A 19,376-nucleotide genomic window follows, 5' to 3' on the forward strand; every position below is an offset into this window, starting at 1 on the left:
GATTGATGCAGTGTATAAGTCAATGGCATTGATTTGATTTTGAGCGACATTGAGAATCATTGAAGAAAATATCGTTTTTTATCTTTCCAATATTTCTTATAATAATCTCGTTTTTATTAAATTATAAATACCTTCCAGTAAAAATAAAAACCTTTATATATTTCCCCTCAGTCATTATTTTCAAATTATTCTTCAATAAATGTTGGGAACAGAGGACTCAGTAGAAATTGCTTTTGAGCTTATACTAACGAAAAATTTATACTAAACCCTATGAGTTCGAAAGCATAGAAGACAAAGCATGGGTAGTTTACTTTGTCCATCTATCCAGATACATCTGAAAGTTAACTTACTGGTTTCTTAGAGGTGTGAGAAATTCAGAGAATTTGGCCTCATGAACTTGAGTACTTCGAGCATCCTGAACGGTTTACTTTCGACTACTTTAGAAATAAAAAACTTTCAGAAAAAACGCTAGCCAATGCTCTTGGGATCGCAGACGAGGAGCTTTTAAATTATTATGATAGCCGTTTCATTCCAGAAAACTGCAGGTTTTTCTTGCAAATGGATGTGAGAGAAGGAAACAATTATAGTCTTCTCGAAAATTTTGTGTTGAATGCCTCATTGGAGATACTTGGGAAAAGATTTCAGGGTAGAGATTTTTTTCACGATTATTTTATTTTCAGACGGGAAACAATCTATGCTCTACATCCTTTTCTGGAAGAGCAGAAGATAAATTTGCTGAAAAAAATTGCCATTGAAAGCGGTTTGAAGAATGAAAAGATAGATGAAGTATCCAGAATGTTCTGTACCGGGAGTTCTCTTTTTTCGCTGGAATTATACGTTCAACTAAATGAACTGAAAAAGTTTTATGAATTCTTTGATAAACTTTTGCAAAGCGATGAAAAACTTGCAAACATATTAGGGGAACCAAAAATCTTAATTGATCTGTGGGACCATCAAAAAGAGGCACTTCAGTTATGGTTTCAGAACGGAGGTAAAGGGATCGTCGAGATGGCCACAGCAACTGGAAAAACAATGGTTGGACTTGCAGCAATACAGGTATTGTATAAAAGCCGCAAAAAATTGAACGTGCTGGTACTTGCACATTCGAAGGCTATTTTAAGGCAATGGCGAAAAGAAGCCATTAGCAAATTAGGGCTTATAGCAGATCCGAACGATAACTACAATACATCTATAGGCTATGGGAATAAACTTCGGATTGAATTTAACACCATGCAGACAGTATACAAAAATCCAGGGGTATATGAAACAGACTATCTTATTGTCGACGAAGTCCATCATGGGGCAGGTAAAGAATTCCGAAATGCTCTCAATGTGCCCTGCAAGTGGAAGATGGGGCTTTCTGCAACCATAGAAGGGGGAGAACGCGAGAGTGTTCTTGACCAGTATCTTGGAAAAACGGTCTATGAATTTACTCTTGAGAAAGCCCGTGAAAAAGGAATTATTCCAGAATTTAAATTATATATCCATAAAAATTTTTTAGATGTAAGAGAAACCGTTGAGTTTTACCTAATTACTGAAAAAATAGTAAATCTGCTTAATTTTATAAATAGCACTCAAAAAGAAGAGATTAAACTAATTTCAAATGGAAAATTCAGTAGTTTTGAGAACCTTTCAGACTTTGTACACTTAATGGCCAATTCAAGATCAAAAAGCGATCAGATACCAGCTGAGTGGAATTCATTAAGTGCCCTTTTGTTTAGTAGAAGAGTCATTATCCACAGGTCATCTCCAAAAATTGAGAGCGCGATTAACCTTGCAAAAGTAGTGGCAAGAAACAAAAAATGCGTCATGTTCACCATGGATATAGAAACCTGTGAAAAAATCTATGATTCGTTATCTAGCTATGTCAATACCTATCACGTCCATTCAAACTTAAAAGAACACCAAAATAATGAAGAACTCGATAAATTTAAAAAATGCAGTAATGGTGTCCTTATAGCTCCGAAAATGCTGGATGAAGGTATCGATATCCCGGATGCAGAAATTGGAATAAACGTTTCCTCCTCCAAAACGAAGTTGCAATTAGTCCAGAGAATGGGCAGAATATTGAGAAAAAAACCTGGTAAAAAACCTGTTTTCCATCACTTTGTAGCACTGCCGCAGAGTTTTATTGATCCAGAGGACTCTTTCAACTATTTGAATGATCTGGCCTGGATACAGGATATTACTTTAAAAATGGGAATTACATCCGAAATCTACGATGCAGATACAATTGCTCCAGAAGACGTGAAAACAATACAGGAATTGGAGAAACGCTCTGAAGAAGTTGCATGCCGTTATCACGCAAAATATGATAAAATTACGTCCAACGAGTTTGGAACAATTAGAATCAAGAGTATTGTCGATTCTATAGAACAAGAAGCAAAAGTCAAGCTCATCAATTTGCTTGATAACTGGGATGGATCTATATCCGATGAACAGTGGATACAGATTTTGAGAGCTTCTTATGACGATGAATCTATGGTTAGTATTCCAAACCATCTTTGGCTTCTTATAATAGCCGAAAGAAAGCCCGAAAATATTGTCCACTTACTGCAAAAGTACAACAACTGAATAGTTTCCTTCAGGTTCTCGATAGTTTCTTCGATTTATTCACGAGCAGATCCCAAAATTCTAAATTACTTCTCTAAAATCTCTAATTTGGAATAATTAATCGAGTTTCTTATCAGGGAAAATAGTTCTGAAACTCTTATGGTTTGAGAATAAATTGTTTTTAGGATGAGCTCCACGACAGGGTTCCCACAGCTCTATAAAAATTCTTCCACCGGATGCCCCACTGAGAATTCCTCCTCCACATCATCCCCCACCATGAAACCTTTTACAAAAAACCTGAAACCTGCCGGGCGTTGAGAGGGGGAGGCCCCTGGCTTGAAAAAAATATTTAGCCAGCATCAGGGCTCGAGATTATAGAAGTAGATCTCTAACCAGGCAAAGACGCTTGATGAGCTAAATCGAAGAATTGCTCACCTGTGAAGCAGCTTTTCGTTTGCGGTCAGGACCTCAACTCCCATGTCGCTGAAGTCCTTGTCATGGGTTACAAAAACCATTCCCTTTGTGCGGCAGATTTCTGCAAAGATGAGGTCATTGAAGTCGTATTTTCCCTGTTCAAAGAAGTGCATGATTTCAGGCAGGTCTATGACTTTTAAGTCAGGGTCGCAGGCGAGGGTATTTCGGAGGATTTTTCGGACATTTGAAGCAATGTCTTCGGCAATGGGACGGAAGCTGAGCGAGTTTCTAAACTCCTTGAACCTCGAATAATCGGTCTGCTGTTTGAACTCGATTCTTGAGAAGGCATTGATAAATTCCGAGATTATCATGCAGTTTATATAGATCGTGCCGTTTGAATCCCGGATTTCTTTTAAAACTCTGGAATATCTGGCTGACTTCTGGTCAGGCCAGCCTATAGGGCCGTAAATATAGAGCCAGATGTTGGTGTCAAAGAAATAACTCTGTTCTGCAGGATAATCATAAGTCACTGTGGAATGGACAGGAGCCGGGCTGGGCTTTACAGGCAGGGCTTTTAAAGGGCGAAGCTTCACACTGCGCCTTAACGGATAAACTACTGCGCGGTGGACACTCTTATGCATCTTCACCTCCGATCACATCCCTGAGCGCCTTTCTGCAGGAATATGCATGTTCAAAATAGCTTTTTGCCCTTTCCATGACCCTCTTGAGGATAGCTTCATCTTCAGGGTCAAGATCCGTAAAAGAAAGGGTTTTTTCAATCAGCTCAGCCGGAAAAGTCCCGTAAAGCTGCCCCACAGCCGCATTCAGAAAGGCAGGCGTAAGTTCGTCAGTCTCTGCAAAAGAGAGCTCAACCTTCCGGTTTTTGCGAAAATCATCTGCAATCCTATCATGCACCTTCTGCCCATCACAGGCTGCAACACAGCAATTGCTTCCTGCAGTCTCAATAATTCTTACTTTCACCCTCTCTTCCGTAACCGTTCCCATAAAATCACTCCCGCATTGTGTATCAAAAGGCACAATTAGAAGCATAATTTTGAGCCGGGCACCTGGCGACAAAAATCTTCACCCCTTTTACCAGTTTCCCTTCAAAAAGTTTTACAATTATTCTTTCCTTCAATACCTTTTACCAGTTTCCCTTCAATACCTTTTACCATTTTCCCTTCAAAAAGTTTTACAATTTTTCTTTCCTTCAATACCTTTTACCAATTATTCTTTACACTTTTTCCTGTTACTCTTCATAACTTTGTCTGTTTACCTTTCAGTTGACCAAAAAATCTTGCTGCCAATAACTCTTCAATCAGCTTTTTTCTTGAAAAAAAGCCATCCTTTGTCCTCTTTTCCGTACTTTGTCCTTATCAGTACATAATCCCCTTCGAGCTCTTCCCCATGAAGCGTTACAACAATTTCTTTCTCGTTACGCTTCAGAAGCTCAAAAGTACCCTTATCCCAGATCTCAACCTTGCCGGCTCCGTACTCTCCTTCAGGGATTTCTCCCTCAAAATCGGCGTATTCGAGCGGATGGTCTTCAGTCTGGATAGCAAGTCTTTTGGTACCGGCATTTTTAGGCGGCTCCTTGGGGACTGCCCAGCTTTTCAAGACCCCATCCATCTCCAGGCGAAAATCATAATGAAGGTTGGTTGCATCATGGCGCTGGACCACAAAAACAGGTTTATCGAAACTTTTTTCTAAACCATTAGCTGGAGGTTCGGAGGTCTTTTCAAAATCTCTCTTCTTCGCATATTCCTCAAGCATGGAAGATCAATAGAAAATATGGTGTTGAGGAGTATAAAGGATTATGCGGTAAACTACTCCTAGCTAAAGCATCGGAGCTTTCTGCCTTATGACCCGTAAAGCTTGAAAAAGAGGCTTATGAAGAAGATCACTGATAATTTGAAAAAGAGGCTTATGAAGAAAATCACTGAAAATCGATGAAGAAAATTCATAAAAAGTTAAAAAAAGAAGGCGCGAACTATTCTTCGTTCATTTTCTGGCAAGCGCATAGTCTACGTAGACTTGCAAAAACTCCTCATCAGTCTGCAGGAGTACGGTCTCAAACATGGCTACATGGATCTTTTCTTCCCTGGCGATGTCAAGGAGAATTGTACGGATCTCCTCGTTTTTTGTCAGGTTTGCCATCTGTTCGTAGATATTGATAGCATCCAGTTCTGCGATCATTGCGGCTCTCAGGATTTCCTTATCAATGTCTTTCTGGCTGGTATTTTCTAGATCTGCAAGTGTTTCCGAAAGCAGGATTTTACCCCCTGTAAGTATGCCCTGTAAGATATGGAAAGGCAAACTTAATGTTTCTTTCTATTGGGAACCACTCATTAGAAACAGGCCCTTATTGAGTGTTAAATAATAAGAAGAAAGACGGCAACAGTATCGACAAATTAACTTATTTCCACCCCTACACAGAGAAAAAATATTTTTTAAAGAATAAAATTTATAACAATAAAGCATTTCGATTTTTTTTAAAAATTTTATTTTTACTTTCAATAAATATTTATACGTCCGCAAACTTATTTACTTTGAACAAAAGAGAAAATACCCAGCCTTTAGAATCTAATTTTAAGATAAACATTCATTTTAAGGGGATATTACCTACGCAAATAACGTGAGTAGTTCAGTAATAAATATACTAAGTTAGGAACGAACTTACATCTAAATTTCATAAATTAACCCCCTGGAATTTTATTAAAGAGGGATTTACTGAAGAATATTAATTACACTGATGATCGTTGAATATCCGCTTACGATTTGTATATAGTCCGGAGATTTGAATCCAGAAAAATCCCCGCGTACCAGTTACTCTGTACTATCTTAGTCAGTTAACCAAAAATCGATCCTACCCGAGGCCGAGAATTCTTGAAGAAAATAAATTCCTTCCTGCTTGCACTTACTATCTTATTTTCGTTTTTATCTGGCAGCCCGAACTTTGCTGCCGGAAGTGCCGAAAACTTCGAGCTGCCCCTGAAAAATACATCCCTTTCAGAACCTGCGATTGAAATGGCTCCTTTGAACCCCGAGTTTCTGGAGCCCGGGCAGTCAGATCCGGTTGAACCCATCTCGTCTTCTGATTACGGGCATATTTCAGGTCCTGGATATAGGCCCTCTCCGGTAAACCTATCAGGACTCTCAAGGCCTGCAGAAAAGCGTTTGCTTAGAGTATCAGGTCCGGAACTCCCTGCAACCTATGACCTGCGCGAGGAAGGACAGGTCACCTCTGTGAAGAACCAGGGAAATACCGGAAGCTGCTGGGCTTTTTCGAGCCTTGCATCCCTTGAATCTTACATCCTGGGGACAGAAGGAAAAAGTCGAGACTTTTCCGAAAATAACATGAAAAACCTTGTTACAAAATATTATTCCGACGGTTTTGACCTTACTTCCGATGACGGTGGAAATGCATTAATATCTATGGCATATCTTGCCCGCTGGACCGGGCCCGTAAACGAATCCGCAGACCCTTTTAATGAAATTTCGACCTACTCTCCGACAGGACTTACCGTGCAAAAACATATCCAGGAAGTGCTTTTACTTCCCGATAGAAATGAGCCTCTGGACAATGAGTGGATCAAAAAGGCACTTATGGATTACGGGGCCGTGTACTCCACAATGTACTGGAGCTCGCCCTATTACCAGGAAAATAACCGCGCCTATCGATACACAGGCTCAGGTGAGATCAACCATGCAATAACTATCGTAGGCTGGAACGATTCTTTTGACAGGAATATGTTCAAACAGGTCCCTCCTGGGGATGGAGCTTTTATTATAAAGAACAGCTGGGGAGAAACCTTTGGGGAAGAAGGATACTTCTATATTTCCTATTATGACACCAGGCTCGGATACAACGAAAACGCAGTGTTTACAGCTGCAGAAAAGGACAACTTTGACTGCATTTACCAGTATGACCCACTCGGATGGATAAACTCACTGGGGTATCCTGAATATTCAACTGCCTGGGGGGGCAATGTATTTTCTTCGGGAGGGGACGAAAAACTGGAGGCTATAGGATTCTATACTAAGGATCTTGATACGGCTTATGAGATATACGTTTATAAAAACCCGACAACTGGCCCCATTAATCCGGAAAAGAATTTTGTTGTAAAAGAAAACGGTGTATGCCCGATGCCTGGATATCATACCCACCTGCTGAATTCGCCAGTAAGCCTGACTTCCGGGGAAAAATTTTCAGTGGTTATAAAGTTCAGCAATCCTTCCGATCCATACCTTCTTGCAATTGAGATACCTCTTGACAGTTACAGCAGTAAAGCACAGGCAAACCCCGGAGAAAGCTATATAAGTCAGGATGGAAACAGCTGGCAAGACCTAATATCAATATCTAAATTTTCAGAAACAAACCTTTGCATAAAAGCTTTCACAACTGTTGACGCGCTCCCAGAAGCCGAATTCTCTTCAAATGTCACCAGCTGGGTTTCTCCTCTCACAGTCCAGTTCACTGACCTCTCGAAAAATGCCTTTTCCTGGGAATGGGACTTTAACGGGGACGGAATTATGGACTCAACAGCCCGTAACCCGGTCTACACCTATACCTCATACGGAAATTATACTGTATCTCTGAATGTCAGCAACAGGAAAGGGCTCGACTCTGAGACAAAGAGCAATTACATAACAATGACTCCACTCTCAATTATCTCTGCAAACCCCGGGGGAAATATCACGACCTATGAAGGAGATCAGCAAGAGTTCAGTATCAGCACAAACCATAACAGTACTGTAAACTGGTACCTTAACGGAGTGGTAAAGCATTCTGAATCCGGTGTTAAAAGCAGTTCCTATTCCAACAGTGCTCCCTCGCCCGGAACTTATACTGTTACCGCCCGCGCTGTAACAGGAAGCGAAACGGTTGTAAGCACCTGGAACTGGACAGTCCGCGACTGGAACCCCTGGGACAATTCGACCTCTCAGGAAGGAACAAAAATAAGCACAGGAGAGCTTCAGGAAGCGATACATATCTATAAGAACAGTCTTCCGATCCCTGATACCGGAGCAGAACTCACGGGCGACAGGCTCATGGAACTTATAAGGCTCTGGCGCGAAGGGCCTGCAAATTGAAAAAGCAGTTTAACAACAGCCGGGAAACAGAATCCAGGTTTCCCGTTTATTTTATTAATTTTCTTTTTTAATTTTCTTTTTTAATTTTCTTTTTTAATTTTCTTTTTTAATTTTCGTTCTTAATTTTCGTTCTTAATTTTCGTTCTTAATTTATACTTCTCTCTTATTTTCTTTTTCCAGAGTCTGTTCGACTCCTTCCCCTATTTTAACATTCATAAGAAAATCGTCAACGGTTGCAAGAAGAGAACCAATTTTTTCAGAATGGAACCGCACAGCAACCCTCTCATCGCTGATTTCGCTTTCCATACTTCTCAGGTTGTCCGGGGCAAGAGCTTTCAGAATTCTGGCTGCTGACTTTCTTGACTTCGGGTCAGGGAACTCAATTGTACCTGTGATTTTCATAAATATGCCTCATGCGTTTTTTATGTTAATCCCGTGCTTTCTTTTCTTTTTGCTTTGATTTTGCTGCTTAGCTTTCTGCCGCATCATTTTCCGGCTTAATTTCCTTGCTTTAAATTTCCTTTACTTTGCTTTCCCACCGGCGTTTTTCCTGAGCTGGTCTCCTATGATCCGGTCTGCGATGCTCAGGAACTCCTCCGTACTTCCGAGAGGAATTGAGGCTCCGGATGCGACACTATGCCCGCCTCCGCTTCCGCCGACTGCGCCTGCTGCTTCCCTGAGGGCAAAGGCAAGGTCAAGGCCTTTTGATACAAGTTCGCGGGTACCCCTGGCAGAAACCTTCTGGATTCCCTCGGACTCATTTAAACAGATGAACGGGAGTTCGGGGTGGAGGTATCTGACTACGGTTGTGGCAAGACTTCCTGTGGAAAGGGCATCAACCGTGTTGATGTACCAGATATTCTCCCCTTTGCGAATTTTTTCCACATTTTTCCGGATATCCAGGGCAAGGTTCTTTTCATGCTCCTTTGTAAGGGAGAGGGCTTCATTGACAATAGTTGAGTCTTTCAGGCAGAGAGCCAGGGCAAGCCCGTAAACCTTCTGCTTCCCGCAGGTATTGAGAATAGAGATGAAATCATAGACATTATGCACCAGCTCCCGGTTCAGCAGGAGGATATCTCCTATGACGGCTTCAATTGCCTCGGGGCTTGCCTGTCTGACAAGTTTCAGGGCAATGGCGCTGGCAAGTTTTGATATATCTTCCGCAGACAGGTTTTCAATGTTTCCGGAGAGCCCAAGCTGGTTTAAGAATTCCGCTGCTTTCTCAGGGTAGCCGGTTATATCCAGGAAAGGTTCTGTGCTGTATGCGAGCACCTCCGCAAGGTTTCCATCCCCTACCTTCAGCCCTTTCCTGATAGATACAACTCCTGCTTTCAAGGCTTCTTCCAGAATAAAGGCATTGGCAGTCTGGAAAAGCTGCCTGTCTCCGACTGCACCTGCAATTGCCAGCCCTGCAAGGTCGAGATTTCCTGTCCCAAGTTCCCTGGCTACAAGATAGCAGGTGCCTGAAGCCGAGATATCCGTTGCCCCGTCGATTCCTACCATATGGGCGTTTACCACGGCTTTTGCAGGGGACTGCCCTACTGGCTGGTGATGGTCAAGCACCACTACATCAGCCGCCACCTTACCTATAAGTTCAGGTTGTCCGCTGCCCATATCACAGAAAATGACAAGTTCTCCCTGAGAGATACTACTGTTCACTTCTTCGATCACAGACTCATCCAGTTTTCCTGCTATTGAAAGCTGGAAACGGATGCCTGCCCGCAGCAGGGCCTGGGCCATGATCCCGGCTGAAGTCAGCCCGTCAGCATCATTATGTGAAACTACGCGCACAAAGCTATGCTTCCGGATTTTATCGGCTGCATTTTTTGCAAGGTTTATCAGTTTTTCAAGCTCGCTCAAAACCCATCACTCATAAAATTTAATATCAAAGTGAGATGGCCGGTACAGAGACCGATATATTTTAGAGATAGATATATTTCAGAGATAAATACTTAGTTGCCAGCTCACGAAAGATGCCAATCTATACTGGCTTGATAATATAAAACACAATTCCCCAAAACTGTACAGGGAATAGATCCTGATCAAAGAATAAAGAATAAAGAATAAAGAATAAAGAATAAAGAATAAAGAATAAGGAAAAGAAAAACAGTAAAAGCAAAAAGAACAGATCTGACAGACAAATGAAAAAACCCTTATATCCGTAACTAAAGCGGATTTTTTCCCGGGACCCGGACATACAAAATATCTCCGGGGGTCAACTTAATAAATAAGAACGTATATAGCTAAAAGAGTAGCAGGACACCCTGCCAGCCTCGTACATCAGTAGTGTAGCGGTCATCACCGGGCGTTGCCAACGCTCGAACTCGGGTTCGAATCCCGACTGGTGTATATTTTTATAATTAATTAAGATATGTCTGCCTTCATGAGTCATTCTTATCCCTTTTTCGTTCCTTTTTTCTCTTTTTGCTGATTTTTGGTGTTTCCAGATTAATCGGTTGATATTACTCAGAATATCCGAAGCTATCCGAAACTGGAATCTTTTGTTTTTCTCTCCTATTCCTTGCAGGGCTGAAGCCGTCTCGTTTGCCCGCAAGAAAAAATAACAGGCAAATTCCTGATGGTGTTAAGAGAAAACGAGAATTATAGAAATGCCCGCCTAACCCGAAAAATACTTTCCTTATACCCTGAAACCTCAGTTTGACAGTACCCACTAATTGGTACTGAATATTTCCCTTCTTTTTTGGTCCGACTGGACTTGACAGGTTCTATATATTTATAAAAATTTATTATATATTCTGTGTAATCCCATTCTTTTTTGCTACAATCAAGCTATTGATTTGGTCAAAATTCGCAAAAATATAGTTTTTGATCCCATTTTTCTTGAAGTTGATTGTAAGAGTCAAATTCAACAGGCTTTTTTTGATGAATTTTGTAGACCTGTGTTTAAGGCCCTCAAATTCATATCGCATCAGTGATATGAACAACTGAGCAATAAATCCCAGGATAATAGCTCCATAAATGCTATCATCTGACCACACTCTTAACGGCTTAATGTTGATTTCGTTTTTTAACGAGTGGAATATTTTTTCAATAGAATCCTTTTTTCTGTACGTCATCAATGCATCTTCAAGTGTCAAATCCCTGTTTGATTTCAGACAGAAAAATCCTTCTCTTCCATTAATCAGTGAAGCTTTTAGGAGTTCTATAGCTTCCTCGTCACTAAGCTCTTCAAGCTTAGTCCTAAAAGAGTAATCAATCTCAATCAACTCATTATTTATTCTGAACTTCTTAGGAAGCTTTTTGTTGTTTACGATGGCCTTCTGAATCTCTTTTGCTTCCTTTAATTTCCTCATAACAGCTCTTGCTTTTGCTTCTAACTGTCTTTTCTGTAAAGATTCAGAGAAATATAAATATTTAATTCTACTTGGCTTGACGATTTTTATCCCATATATACCTTTTTTGGAATCTATCAGTTCGGCTTTTTCCAGATCAAATTTCTCTATTATTTTGTCGTCACTTGTATTCAGTTTCATGGAGGTAAGATACTCCATCTCGTCTTTCTGTATAATCTTGATATTCTCTGTGGTATTAGCGCCTTTATCAAAAACAATAAGAGAACCTTCTTTAAGTCTACTTTTCACCTGGTTATAAGTATGAGAAAAGTGCTCCAAATCAAGAACATTTCCTCTATTCACTGTAACTCCAATAGGTATGTTGAGGGGGTCAGCAAGTTCGCTAATTCCAACTGTTATCTGTAGCTTATCAGGTCTGTGATCTCTGCTATATCCGTATTTGCCAAGTTTGGATTTAGTCCCGTAAAGAACTATACTTGTCCAATCAAGGTTTAGATTCGTTTGTTCAAAATCATAAACATAAAACAGATTGCTCAGAATGTCAGAGAGGATTTCCTCTCTGTTACGTCCAAGGATCTCAAGAGCCCTGCAAAGGGCTCTTTCATGAAAACTTTCAAGGTTTAAGATCTCTAGAACTTCTTTCTGGTTTAACCAATTACCTGCTTCTTTGATACTAAAATTCTCGGTGAGCTTATAGCTTACCAATCCTATCAAAGAGTGATTCAGAAGTAATGAAAAAATACTGGCAATTGAAGGAGTCATATCATCAGTCTAAAAAGTATGCATCATTCTAAAAAGAATGTATCCTTGTAAAAAGTATATGCTCACAGATTTAAATGTGAAGAAACATAATTTAACAAAAGATATTTTTATGCTACATGGGGGAATTTAAAATGAAGTATACCTTTCAGGACTCTACGGAACTTCCTGTTCAGAGGGATTTTATCCAGGATCTGCAGGACTTCATAAGGATTTCAAAAGAAGCAATACCTCTCGAAAAATCAATTATGGGGATAAAGCAGGGGAATAAGGAAGAGAAAGCAATCTCTCAGAGAAGACTCGAGGAGATAGATAAGTTCCAGAAAGACTTCATTGATTATATGGAAGAACGTGTGCAGGGAGTAGAGTCAGAGGAGATTCTTGAAATTAAAGCAAGAACAATTGAGACCTCTTCAACTGTATCCATGTTAAAAAAGAATGAAAGGCTTGAAGACATTGATAGGCTAAACAGGCAGGCACTTATGGAAGTGCAGCAGCTTGAAACCAGGATACTCGCAACCCTCAGCCCTTTTTTTGAAACAAGCATATATGGGGCCGAAAATGCCTATTATGCTTCAGCTGAAGACAAAGAACTGAAAGGAAGGCAGGTAAGTTCAGTTAACGGCGTACAGTACGAGTTTGAACTGAACTTTGCGCACGGTGCACTAAAAGTTGAGGACCTTCGGGAACTCACTCTGCCTGTATGGGCAAAGAGTGGGATTCTGTCCAGGGAAGAAAAAGTAAAGAAGATGGATATATCCGATTTCCATATTACGAATATCGAGTACGAAGGAAACAGCGTCAAAACAGTGCTTCAAGACAAGGATGCAGAGCACATATTCACACTCTCTGCAGATGACAGGACTTTACGGATCCTGTATGGGGACCATGATATAACAGGAGACGAAAAACTGGCTCCCCTTATAGACAGGGAAGCTCTCTATATGTTCATGGTAAAGCTCAAAGAGTTCTTCACGAAATCCGTCAAGTCCAGAAGGCTCAGGCAGGTCCTGCTGGACGGCAAAAACGCTGTTGAAGAGAACATTGTGTTTGATTGCCTGAAGCTTATAGCCGGTATATATGGGAAGCTCGTAAGGGAATGCATTGAAAGGGGGTACACTAAAGGGGAAGTTACAATTAAAATGGAGGAGCCTGGAAGCGTCCGGACCGAAAAATACGTTTCGAAATCTGAAGCTTCAAGCGAACTCTCAGCCATAGGAACCGAGGGCCTGGAGCTTGCCCGAATCCTGGGAGTCGCCGAAGCCTGAGAAAAATTAAGCAAGCTAAGGAGACACCCGGCTGGTGCATAAGGAGAGAGAGCTTGCGTTCTGGAGTGTTCCTGTATCTGAGATGTTGCAGGAACTACAGACAGAAACTTTTCCTTTTTGCGAAAAGCCCTTTCTCCTGCACGACCCAACGGATACAGTAATTATCATATCTATGATCCTTATCATCAGTGTTCCAGGGGTCTTGCAGGAAAAAATCATGCTTCTTCGAATGGTTCTTCCTTATATCCTTCCAGATTTTTGTAGTCGTCCAGATTTTTAAATTCTTCATAATCTTTTCCATCAGGCAGAAAAGGTGTGAAAAGGATAACTGAAAAAAGGAGTAAAAATGTCCCAAGCATTCTTGACTGCGCCTCAAAAGTAGCATAAAACATGAAAATTCCAATCATGACCCATACAATAAAGCTCAACTGAAAAGCAATCTTTACTCTATATAAATTTTCTGCGCTCTCGCTCAAGCAACTCCCCCTTAAATATCCCATTTAAAATGATTCGGGATTGAATAAATAGCTGTTTATTTGAAAGATTCGGACCTTTAAGATCCGGAAATCGGAGATGTTGTCAGGCTGAAAAAGGATTTTCCTGAATAAAATTTTCCGATTTCAGGACGCAGATGTGTAAAAAATACCAGAAATAGTGGAATGCCGAAAAAATAAAGAAAAAGAAGAAAGAAATCAGATTTAGAGTCTCAGATTTGGAGTCTCAGATTCAGAGCATCAGATTTCAGGCATTAGATTCAGAGCATCTGATTAAGAATCTCAGATTCAGAGCATCTGATTAAGAATCTCAGATTCAGAGTACTTTAGAGTATCAAATTTCGATGAAACTGATAATCTTTTCTCCCTCATTTACTCTCCTGAGAAAATCCTCTCTGTCAATATAAGGAATTCCGGCAGCTATAGAATCAGCCGCTTTTCTGCCGATGCCCGGAATTTCCCGGATAAGGGCAGGAGATGCGGTGTTTATATGCAGGGGATAGGGAATCCCGGTAATCGAACGCATTCCGTGTCCTGTGACAGTAATATCCGTGAATTTTCGCAGAGGAAGGAGGGCAGGAACTCCCACAAGTAGAGGATAAGAGCCAAGCTGCCTCCCGAAAGTGACCCCTCTGTCATGCACCTCGCACATTACATCTCTCAGTACCGTTCCTTCCGGCACGACCCGCCGGAGCATTGGAAGGTCGATGTTCTTCCTGACCTGTTCCTTATAGTCGAGAAAGAGTTTCTTGTGCTTCCTGGTTGCTTCGTCCCTTCCGTACATTGGAGTTCCGGGAAATGCCATAACCTGCCGGATATTAATCCTTCGGAGAAGCAGCCCTGAATCAAACACCTGCTGAAGGAAATCATAATTCAGCTGGAACGTTTTTTTCGTCTCACCCATCAGCCCGTGTACAAAATTAATGCCAGGAAGAATTTCCGGAAGCCCATTTGCCCCGCGCACGGCCCCAAGCCTGTTTACCAGTTTGATCGCCTCAAAAACTTCTTCGGAAGTCGCCTTGAGGGAATTTGCTGCAATCACCACGGGGTCAGCAGTCTCCATCCCAAAGGCTGCTACATCTCCGGGGGTGTGATATTTGATAATCGTCTTCAGAATCTGCTCTGACTCTTCGGGGTATGCTGCAAGGGTTATCGGGTTTGCGTTGTCCATATGAAGCACGGAAAGCTCAGGTGCGGAATTCCGGATTCCACGGTAAAGCCTTTCAAGAACCTCGGGAACGGGTTTAGGGACAGGTCCTCCGACATCGGTCCCGTGGTAAGAAAAAAGGTCAGGCTGCCTTCCTATTCTGAAATAGCGGGCTCCATGGGAATAAAGTGCAGAAACTTCGGAGACAACATCCTCTACAGGCCTGTAATCCGAAGCCCCATAAAATGGCTCGGTGCAGAAAGAACAGTGGATCTGCCTGCCGCAGCCCCTGTAGGTTTCAAGCTCGCACATACAGTAAGGGTAGTCCGGGTGCTGCCGGATCAAAAAAGCTCCTTTCGACCCCCAGCGCCCTATCTCGGCTGTTGTCCTGAAACGGTGGTCAATGGATTCCGGGGCTTTCAGCTTTGCAGGAAAGCTTCCGTTGCTTCCACTGCATCCGTTCCCGCCAGCCCCTCCCTCAAAGAGATCGTAAATAAAAGCCTCGACATCCATTTTTGCAAGCACGGCTTCTCCCAGGCTTATCCCGCTTTCCGTCCCCTTTGCAGCCCTTCCGCCTTCACTGCTGAAACCGAGCCTGATAGGGCCACCTATGACCTTTACCCCGCTCGCAGCCCGAAAGATAGTTTCGATCTCTCCAGGCGTGATAGGGGATGCCCGAAGATATTTTCCAGGCACGGTCATGCCTGCAATAATGACCAGAAGGTCTGCCTTGCCTATAAGCTCGCCAGCCCCGGGCGGGTTTTCCCTCAGGGTATCGATGGTCAGGTAGTGAATGTCGTTTTCGGAAAGCCCGCGCTCTCTAAGAGCTCCTGCTATATACCGTGCGTAAGGGGAAAAGTATGGAGGAACCCCGAGGCAGGCGGGCTCGTCCACATAACCGTCTATGATGAGTGCTTTCATATCAGTTCTCGTTTCCTTTGTTTGATAATTGAAGTTGGAAGCATATGAAGTTGGAAGCATATACAGTGCAATCGGATATTAGATACAGGCGATTGGTAGATGCAACAGAGTTATAGAAACATAGTGTAAGGTAACTGTAATATAGAGCAGATTAAGGGTAGATTAAGAACGGATTATAAAATAGACATTAGAAATGATATAAAAAACACTGCTGCAGAAAAACACCGTACACAGAAGAGAAGAAAAACAATTATAAAATAGTTTTAGGGCCGGGACCGAGAATCGAACTCGGATCGTAGCCTCCACAGGGCCACAGGATAACCTCTACCCTACCCCGGCCACAGGGTCTGGTACTTCAGGTTTGAAGCAACCTATAGAAGGAGTTTATTTATATAAAGTTTTTGCCGGAAAAAGCAGGAGACTTTTCCAAGAAGAAGGAAGTTTTCTGTTTTCCGGCATTCTGAACAGGTAAAACCCCGATTTTTGGAGGGTTTTGGCTTGCTTCAGGCAAATATCAGATCATTTTAAGCCTATCAAGGGCAAGTTTTGCAGCCTTTTCGCCGGAAAGGAGCATGCCTCCGAAGACAGGGCCCATTCTCGGGGCACGGGTTGCGGCATTTGCGGCCATGCCCGCGACAATCAGCCCGGGATAGATCTCCTGGGTTGCGTCCACAGCCAGGCGCTCGCCGACCTCAGACCACATTGGCTTTTCCCCGAGCATCCCGAGTTCTCCGATCTTTGCGTTAGGGATTTTCCTGAGAATCGTGTTGCAGACAACTGCATCATGCCCGGTCCCGTCGATCACGAGTTTTGTGCGGATCATGAGGGGGTCCACGTGCAGGCGCTGTGTTGTGACAGGGCCCCAGTTGATGACAATTCCAGTAACCCTGTCGTTCTCCCGGATCATGACGTCCTCAAAGCTCACAAGGTTAAAGACCTCAGCTCCTGCCGAAGTCGCTCCTGCAATCAGCTTCCCGACGGATTCTACGGAATTTGCCACATAATACCCGGGCTGGTACTCCTTATACCTGATTCCGAAGTCGTCCAGGACGTGGCAGGCTTCTTCCTGCACAACTATGCGCGGGAACATCATGCCACCGGCCCACATGCCGCCCCCGAGAGACAGCTTCTGCTCATAAATGGCAACCTTTGCCCCGGCTTCAGCCAGGTACTTTGCAGCCACCAGGTTTGCAGGTCCCCCTCCTATAAGTGCTACATCGATGTCAGTGTAGTCAAGGAAGGTTTTAGAATACTCTTCAAAAATTGCCCGTGTGATTATGACTTCGTCGAGTTCCATTTTAATCTCTCATTAAGTTGTAGGATTGAAGGTCCGGGGAAAACAACCCGGTATTTTAAGAAGTAAATCAGGGAATTGTTAACCCTGATCGTAAGCACTGAAATTCACATTTTGATAATGGGCATTCCTTTTAAAGTTGTTGGAATCTGATAGGGAGGATGGGGAGGATGGGGAAGAAAAGTAATAGTCCTGAAGCGGCTTCACATGTGGCAATATCAGAGCTTTAAAAAATTACCAACCACGAAATTTCAATTTTGGGAGTATTTTTAGGAGCGTGCGAAGATTTCGGTTTTCGCGACAAGAAGGTTTGAGGGACTGAAAAAAATGGATCCCGGATTTTCAGATCAATTGAACTTCAAGCAGAGGGTAGGTTTTTCGGCTTTGATCTTTGCTCATTGCCGGGGTTCCAGTTTCATAGTTCGGATACCATGCCCACCCACGCTCGAAGAAGGAGAGCGGTTTGCCCTTAAATTTAATGAATGAAATAGAGTCGACACCTTTTTTCTGGCATTTACGTCTTTTATACAATTTTTTAATATTACCGGGCAAAAAGGACCAACCTCGCTTCGCTCGGAACAATAATAACTGGGATACGATTCCAGTTACTTTGGATAATTAATAAAAAATAGATCAAACTCGAACAGACCGTGGACAGGGGTTAAGCAGGTTCGGATGAAAGAGGGCAGGTTGAATACTCCATTCCGATTAGCCCAGAACTTACTCAAAATAATTAAATACAATTGACACCGTATATTGTATACATTACACAAAAACAATAGAGGTATAACTTTTTTGCTTGTACATTTATTGTTGACAGTAGATAATTGGGGCAAACTTATGAATATAAGTAATTCAGAGACATTAACGGTAAGGACAGTTACCCGGAATGAAAGCAAGAAAACGGCTGGAGTCGATGGTGAGATATGGTCTACAGCACAAACCAAAATAAGAAGCTCACATGATGCTTGTGAACAGATGTTTACCTGTCTCTGCAATAAACACTCTGCACAATGGATCCTGAAAGGGAACATCAAAGGTTGTTTCGACAAAATCAACCATCAATGGCTAATAAACAATATTTTGAGAGAAAGATCTGTTAGGAATCAATTTCTTAAGGCAGCTTTTGTTTCTAAATATCATCTGAACCCAAAAGAAATTGGAACTCTGCGAGAAGGAATCATATCGCCCATTATGATGAATATAACTTTAGACAGCATCGAACACTTGTTGTTTACCAAATACAGTACAGGTAAAAGTGAGAAAGACAACTCTATAGTGAGATGTCAAAACGAGGTAAACTTTGTCAGATACGCTGATGATTTTGTGGTCACTGCCAGCTCTGAAGAATTAGTCAGAGAAATTAAGGAACTGATCAGCGCCTTTCTTAAAAAAAGAAGTCTGGAATTATCGGAAGAAAAGACTCTTATTACTCATATTGATTATGGTTTTGACTTCCTTGGATGGAATTTCAGAAAACATGAAGGGAAACTTCAAATCAAAATTGCACGGGAACATCCTGCAGAAAGCTGTAGGGTATTTGACTGAAATAAAAGACCAGTTTCCTGCAAAGAGAGTTGAACCCGCCAATAAACTAGTACATCCTCATATTTAGATAAATAAAACTGTGGGGCGGATGAAGAGTTTACTTTTTATCGATGCGGGAATGTTTATTCTTGCAGCTGTCACAGCATTCCTGAAGGGAGACCTTGCTTTTGGGACCGGGTAAGGGCAAATTATGATACTGAAGATGAAGAGCGCAAGGAGAAAAATAGATTGTCAAAAAATTTATTTTTTGTAGGCTCTTTCAATATCGCCATATCAATACTTACTTATGAATTCACACTACAGTGACTTACCATCATGAATTGAATACCTCAACACCCCATAAAAAATAGAGAAGAGACCCCATAAATCTTCGAGCCTCTATCTACTGAATTCCCTTTTAAATTAAACTTTACTGCTCAGCCTGTCCTCCATTTGTAAAGAACATTTTGTCCCCTTCGTTTCCAGGATACAGGACAAGCTGTCCATTCTCCAGAGCTACTGACCCCACACTGGGTAAAAGCGACAGATATTCACCTGTCTCTTATACACATCTGACGCTGCCGACGAATA

Annotated in this window: 14 protein-coding genes and 2 tRNA genes; 5 read left to right on the forward strand and 11 right to left on the reverse strand. The window is 42.0% G+C overall.

From position 1 onward, the window contains the following. The first annotated feature begins 558 nt into the window (after window positions 1-558). Window positions 559-2,574: a DEAD/DEAH box helicase gene (locus EO95_RS03970; protein WP_048132394.1), complete on the forward strand. Its 2,016-nt coding sequence runs from the start codon at window positions 559-561 to the stop codon at window positions 2,572-2,574. Window positions 2,575-2,984: 410 nt separating this feature from the next. On the opposite strand, the gene EO95_RS03975 is transcribed toward EO95_RS03970, so the two are convergent. From EO95_RS03975 to EO95_RS03990, 4 genes are all read right to left on the reverse strand, one after another. After that, a complete protein-coding gene (locus EO95_RS03975; protein WP_048132395.1) occupies window positions 2,985-3,608 on the reverse strand; it encodes a PIN domain-containing protein in 624 nt (207 codons plus the stop codon). Then, a complete protein-coding gene (locus EO95_RS03980; RefSeq protein ID WP_048132419.1) occupies window positions 3,601-3,972 on the reverse strand; it encodes an STAS-like domain-containing protein in 372 nt (123 codons plus the stop codon). The genes EO95_RS03975 and EO95_RS03980 overlap by 8 nt, the downstream gene beginning before the upstream one ends. A gap of 309 nt (window positions 3,973-4,281) precedes the next feature. After that, window positions 4,282-4,740 carry a DNA polymerase ligase N-terminal domain-containing protein gene (locus EO95_RS03985; RefSeq protein ID WP_048132397.1) on the reverse strand — a complete coding sequence of 153 codons (459 nt, stop codon included), beginning with the start codon at window positions 4,738-4,740 and terminating at the stop codon, window positions 4,282-4,284. Between the two features lie 228 nt (window positions 4,741-4,968). Beyond that, window positions 4,969-5,238 carry a ferritin family protein gene (locus EO95_RS03990; RefSeq protein WP_048132421.1) on the reverse strand — a complete coding sequence of 90 codons (270 nt, stop codon included), beginning with the start codon at window positions 5,236-5,238 and terminating at the stop codon, window positions 4,969-4,971. Between the two features lie 615 nt (window positions 5,239-5,853). On the opposite strand from EO95_RS03990, the gene EO95_RS04000 reads away from it, so the two are divergent. Then, the gene (locus EO95_RS04000) at window positions 5,854-8,061 is read left to right on the forward strand and encodes a lectin like domain-containing protein (protein WP_048132401.1); all 2,208 of its coding nucleotides are present in this window, start codon (window positions 5,854-5,856) and stop codon (window positions 8,059-8,061) included. 150 nt (window positions 8,062-8,211) lie between these two features. Here EO95_RS04000 and EO95_RS04005 read toward each other — a convergent pair whose 3' ends face one another. Together EO95_RS04005 and EO95_RS04010 are read right to left on the reverse strand one after the other, a co-directional pair. Next, a complete protein-coding gene (locus tag EO95_RS04005) occupies window positions 8,212-8,463 on the reverse strand; it encodes a KEOPS complex subunit Pcc1 (RefSeq protein ID WP_048132402.1) in 252 nt (83 codons plus the stop codon). A 120-nt stretch (window positions 8,464-8,583) separates the two neighbouring features. Beyond that, window positions 8,584-9,921 carry a DHHA1 domain-containing protein gene (locus tag EO95_RS04010; protein WP_048132403.1) on the reverse strand — a complete coding sequence of 446 codons (1,338 nt, stop codon included), beginning with the start codon at window positions 9,919-9,921 and terminating at the stop codon, window positions 8,584-8,586. A gap of 417 nt (window positions 9,922-10,338) precedes the next feature. Here EO95_RS04010 and EO95_RS04020 point away from each other — a divergent pair. Continuing rightward, window positions 10,339-10,410 (forward strand) — tRNA-Gly (locus EO95_RS04020). A 398-nt stretch (window positions 10,411-10,808) separates the two neighbouring features. Here the strand turns inward: EO95_RS04020 and EO95_RS04025 are convergent. Further along, entirely contained in the window at window positions 10,809-12,137 is a 1,329-nt protein-coding gene (locus tag EO95_RS04025) for an IS4 family transposase (protein WP_048132407.1), read from the reverse strand. 131 nt (window positions 12,138-12,268) lie between these two features. Between EO95_RS04025 and EO95_RS04030 the strand changes: the two genes are divergently transcribed. After that, window positions 12,269-13,402: a hypothetical protein gene (locus tag EO95_RS04030; RefSeq protein WP_048132408.1), complete on the forward strand. Its 1,134-nt coding sequence runs from the start codon at window positions 12,269-12,271 to the stop codon at window positions 13,400-13,402. A gap of 215 nt (window positions 13,403-13,617) precedes the next feature. Here EO95_RS04030 and EO95_RS04040 read toward each other — a convergent pair whose 3' ends face one another. The 4 genes from EO95_RS04040 to EO95_RS04055 all read right to left on the reverse strand — a co-directional run bounded on the left by EO95_RS04040 (window position 13,618) and on the right by EO95_RS04055 (window position 17,261). Then, a complete protein-coding gene (locus EO95_RS04040) occupies window positions 13,618-13,878 on the reverse strand; it encodes a hypothetical protein (protein WP_235282851.1) in 261 nt (86 codons plus the stop codon). A 352-nt stretch (window positions 13,879-14,230) separates the two neighbouring features. After that, entirely contained in the window at window positions 14,231-15,964 is a 1,734-nt protein-coding gene (locus tag EO95_RS04045; RefSeq protein WP_048132413.1) for a radical SAM protein, read from the reverse strand. A 267-nt stretch (window positions 15,965-16,231) separates the two neighbouring features. Further along, window positions 16,232-16,303, reverse strand: a tRNA-His gene (locus tag EO95_RS04050). A gap of 175 nt (window positions 16,304-16,478) precedes the next feature. Beyond that, window positions 16,479-17,261, reverse strand: coding sequence for a sulfide-dependent adenosine diphosphate thiazole synthase (locus tag EO95_RS04055; protein WP_048132415.1), 783 nt, complete (start codon window positions 17,259-17,261; stop codon window positions 16,479-16,481). Between the two features lie 810 nt (window positions 17,262-18,071). Here EO95_RS04055 and EO95_RS04065 point away from each other — a divergent pair. Beyond that, a complete protein-coding gene (locus EO95_RS04065) occupies window positions 18,072-18,806 on the forward strand; it encodes a reverse transcriptase domain-containing protein (protein ID WP_156163972.1) in 735 nt (244 codons plus the stop codon). Window positions 18,807-19,376: the final 570 nt, after the last annotated feature.

It is taken from the genome of Methanosarcina sp. 1.H.T.1A.1, assembly GCF_000979295.1.
Taxonomy (GTDB): Archaea; Halobacteriota; Methanosarcinia; order Methanosarcinales; family Methanosarcinaceae; genus Methanosarcina.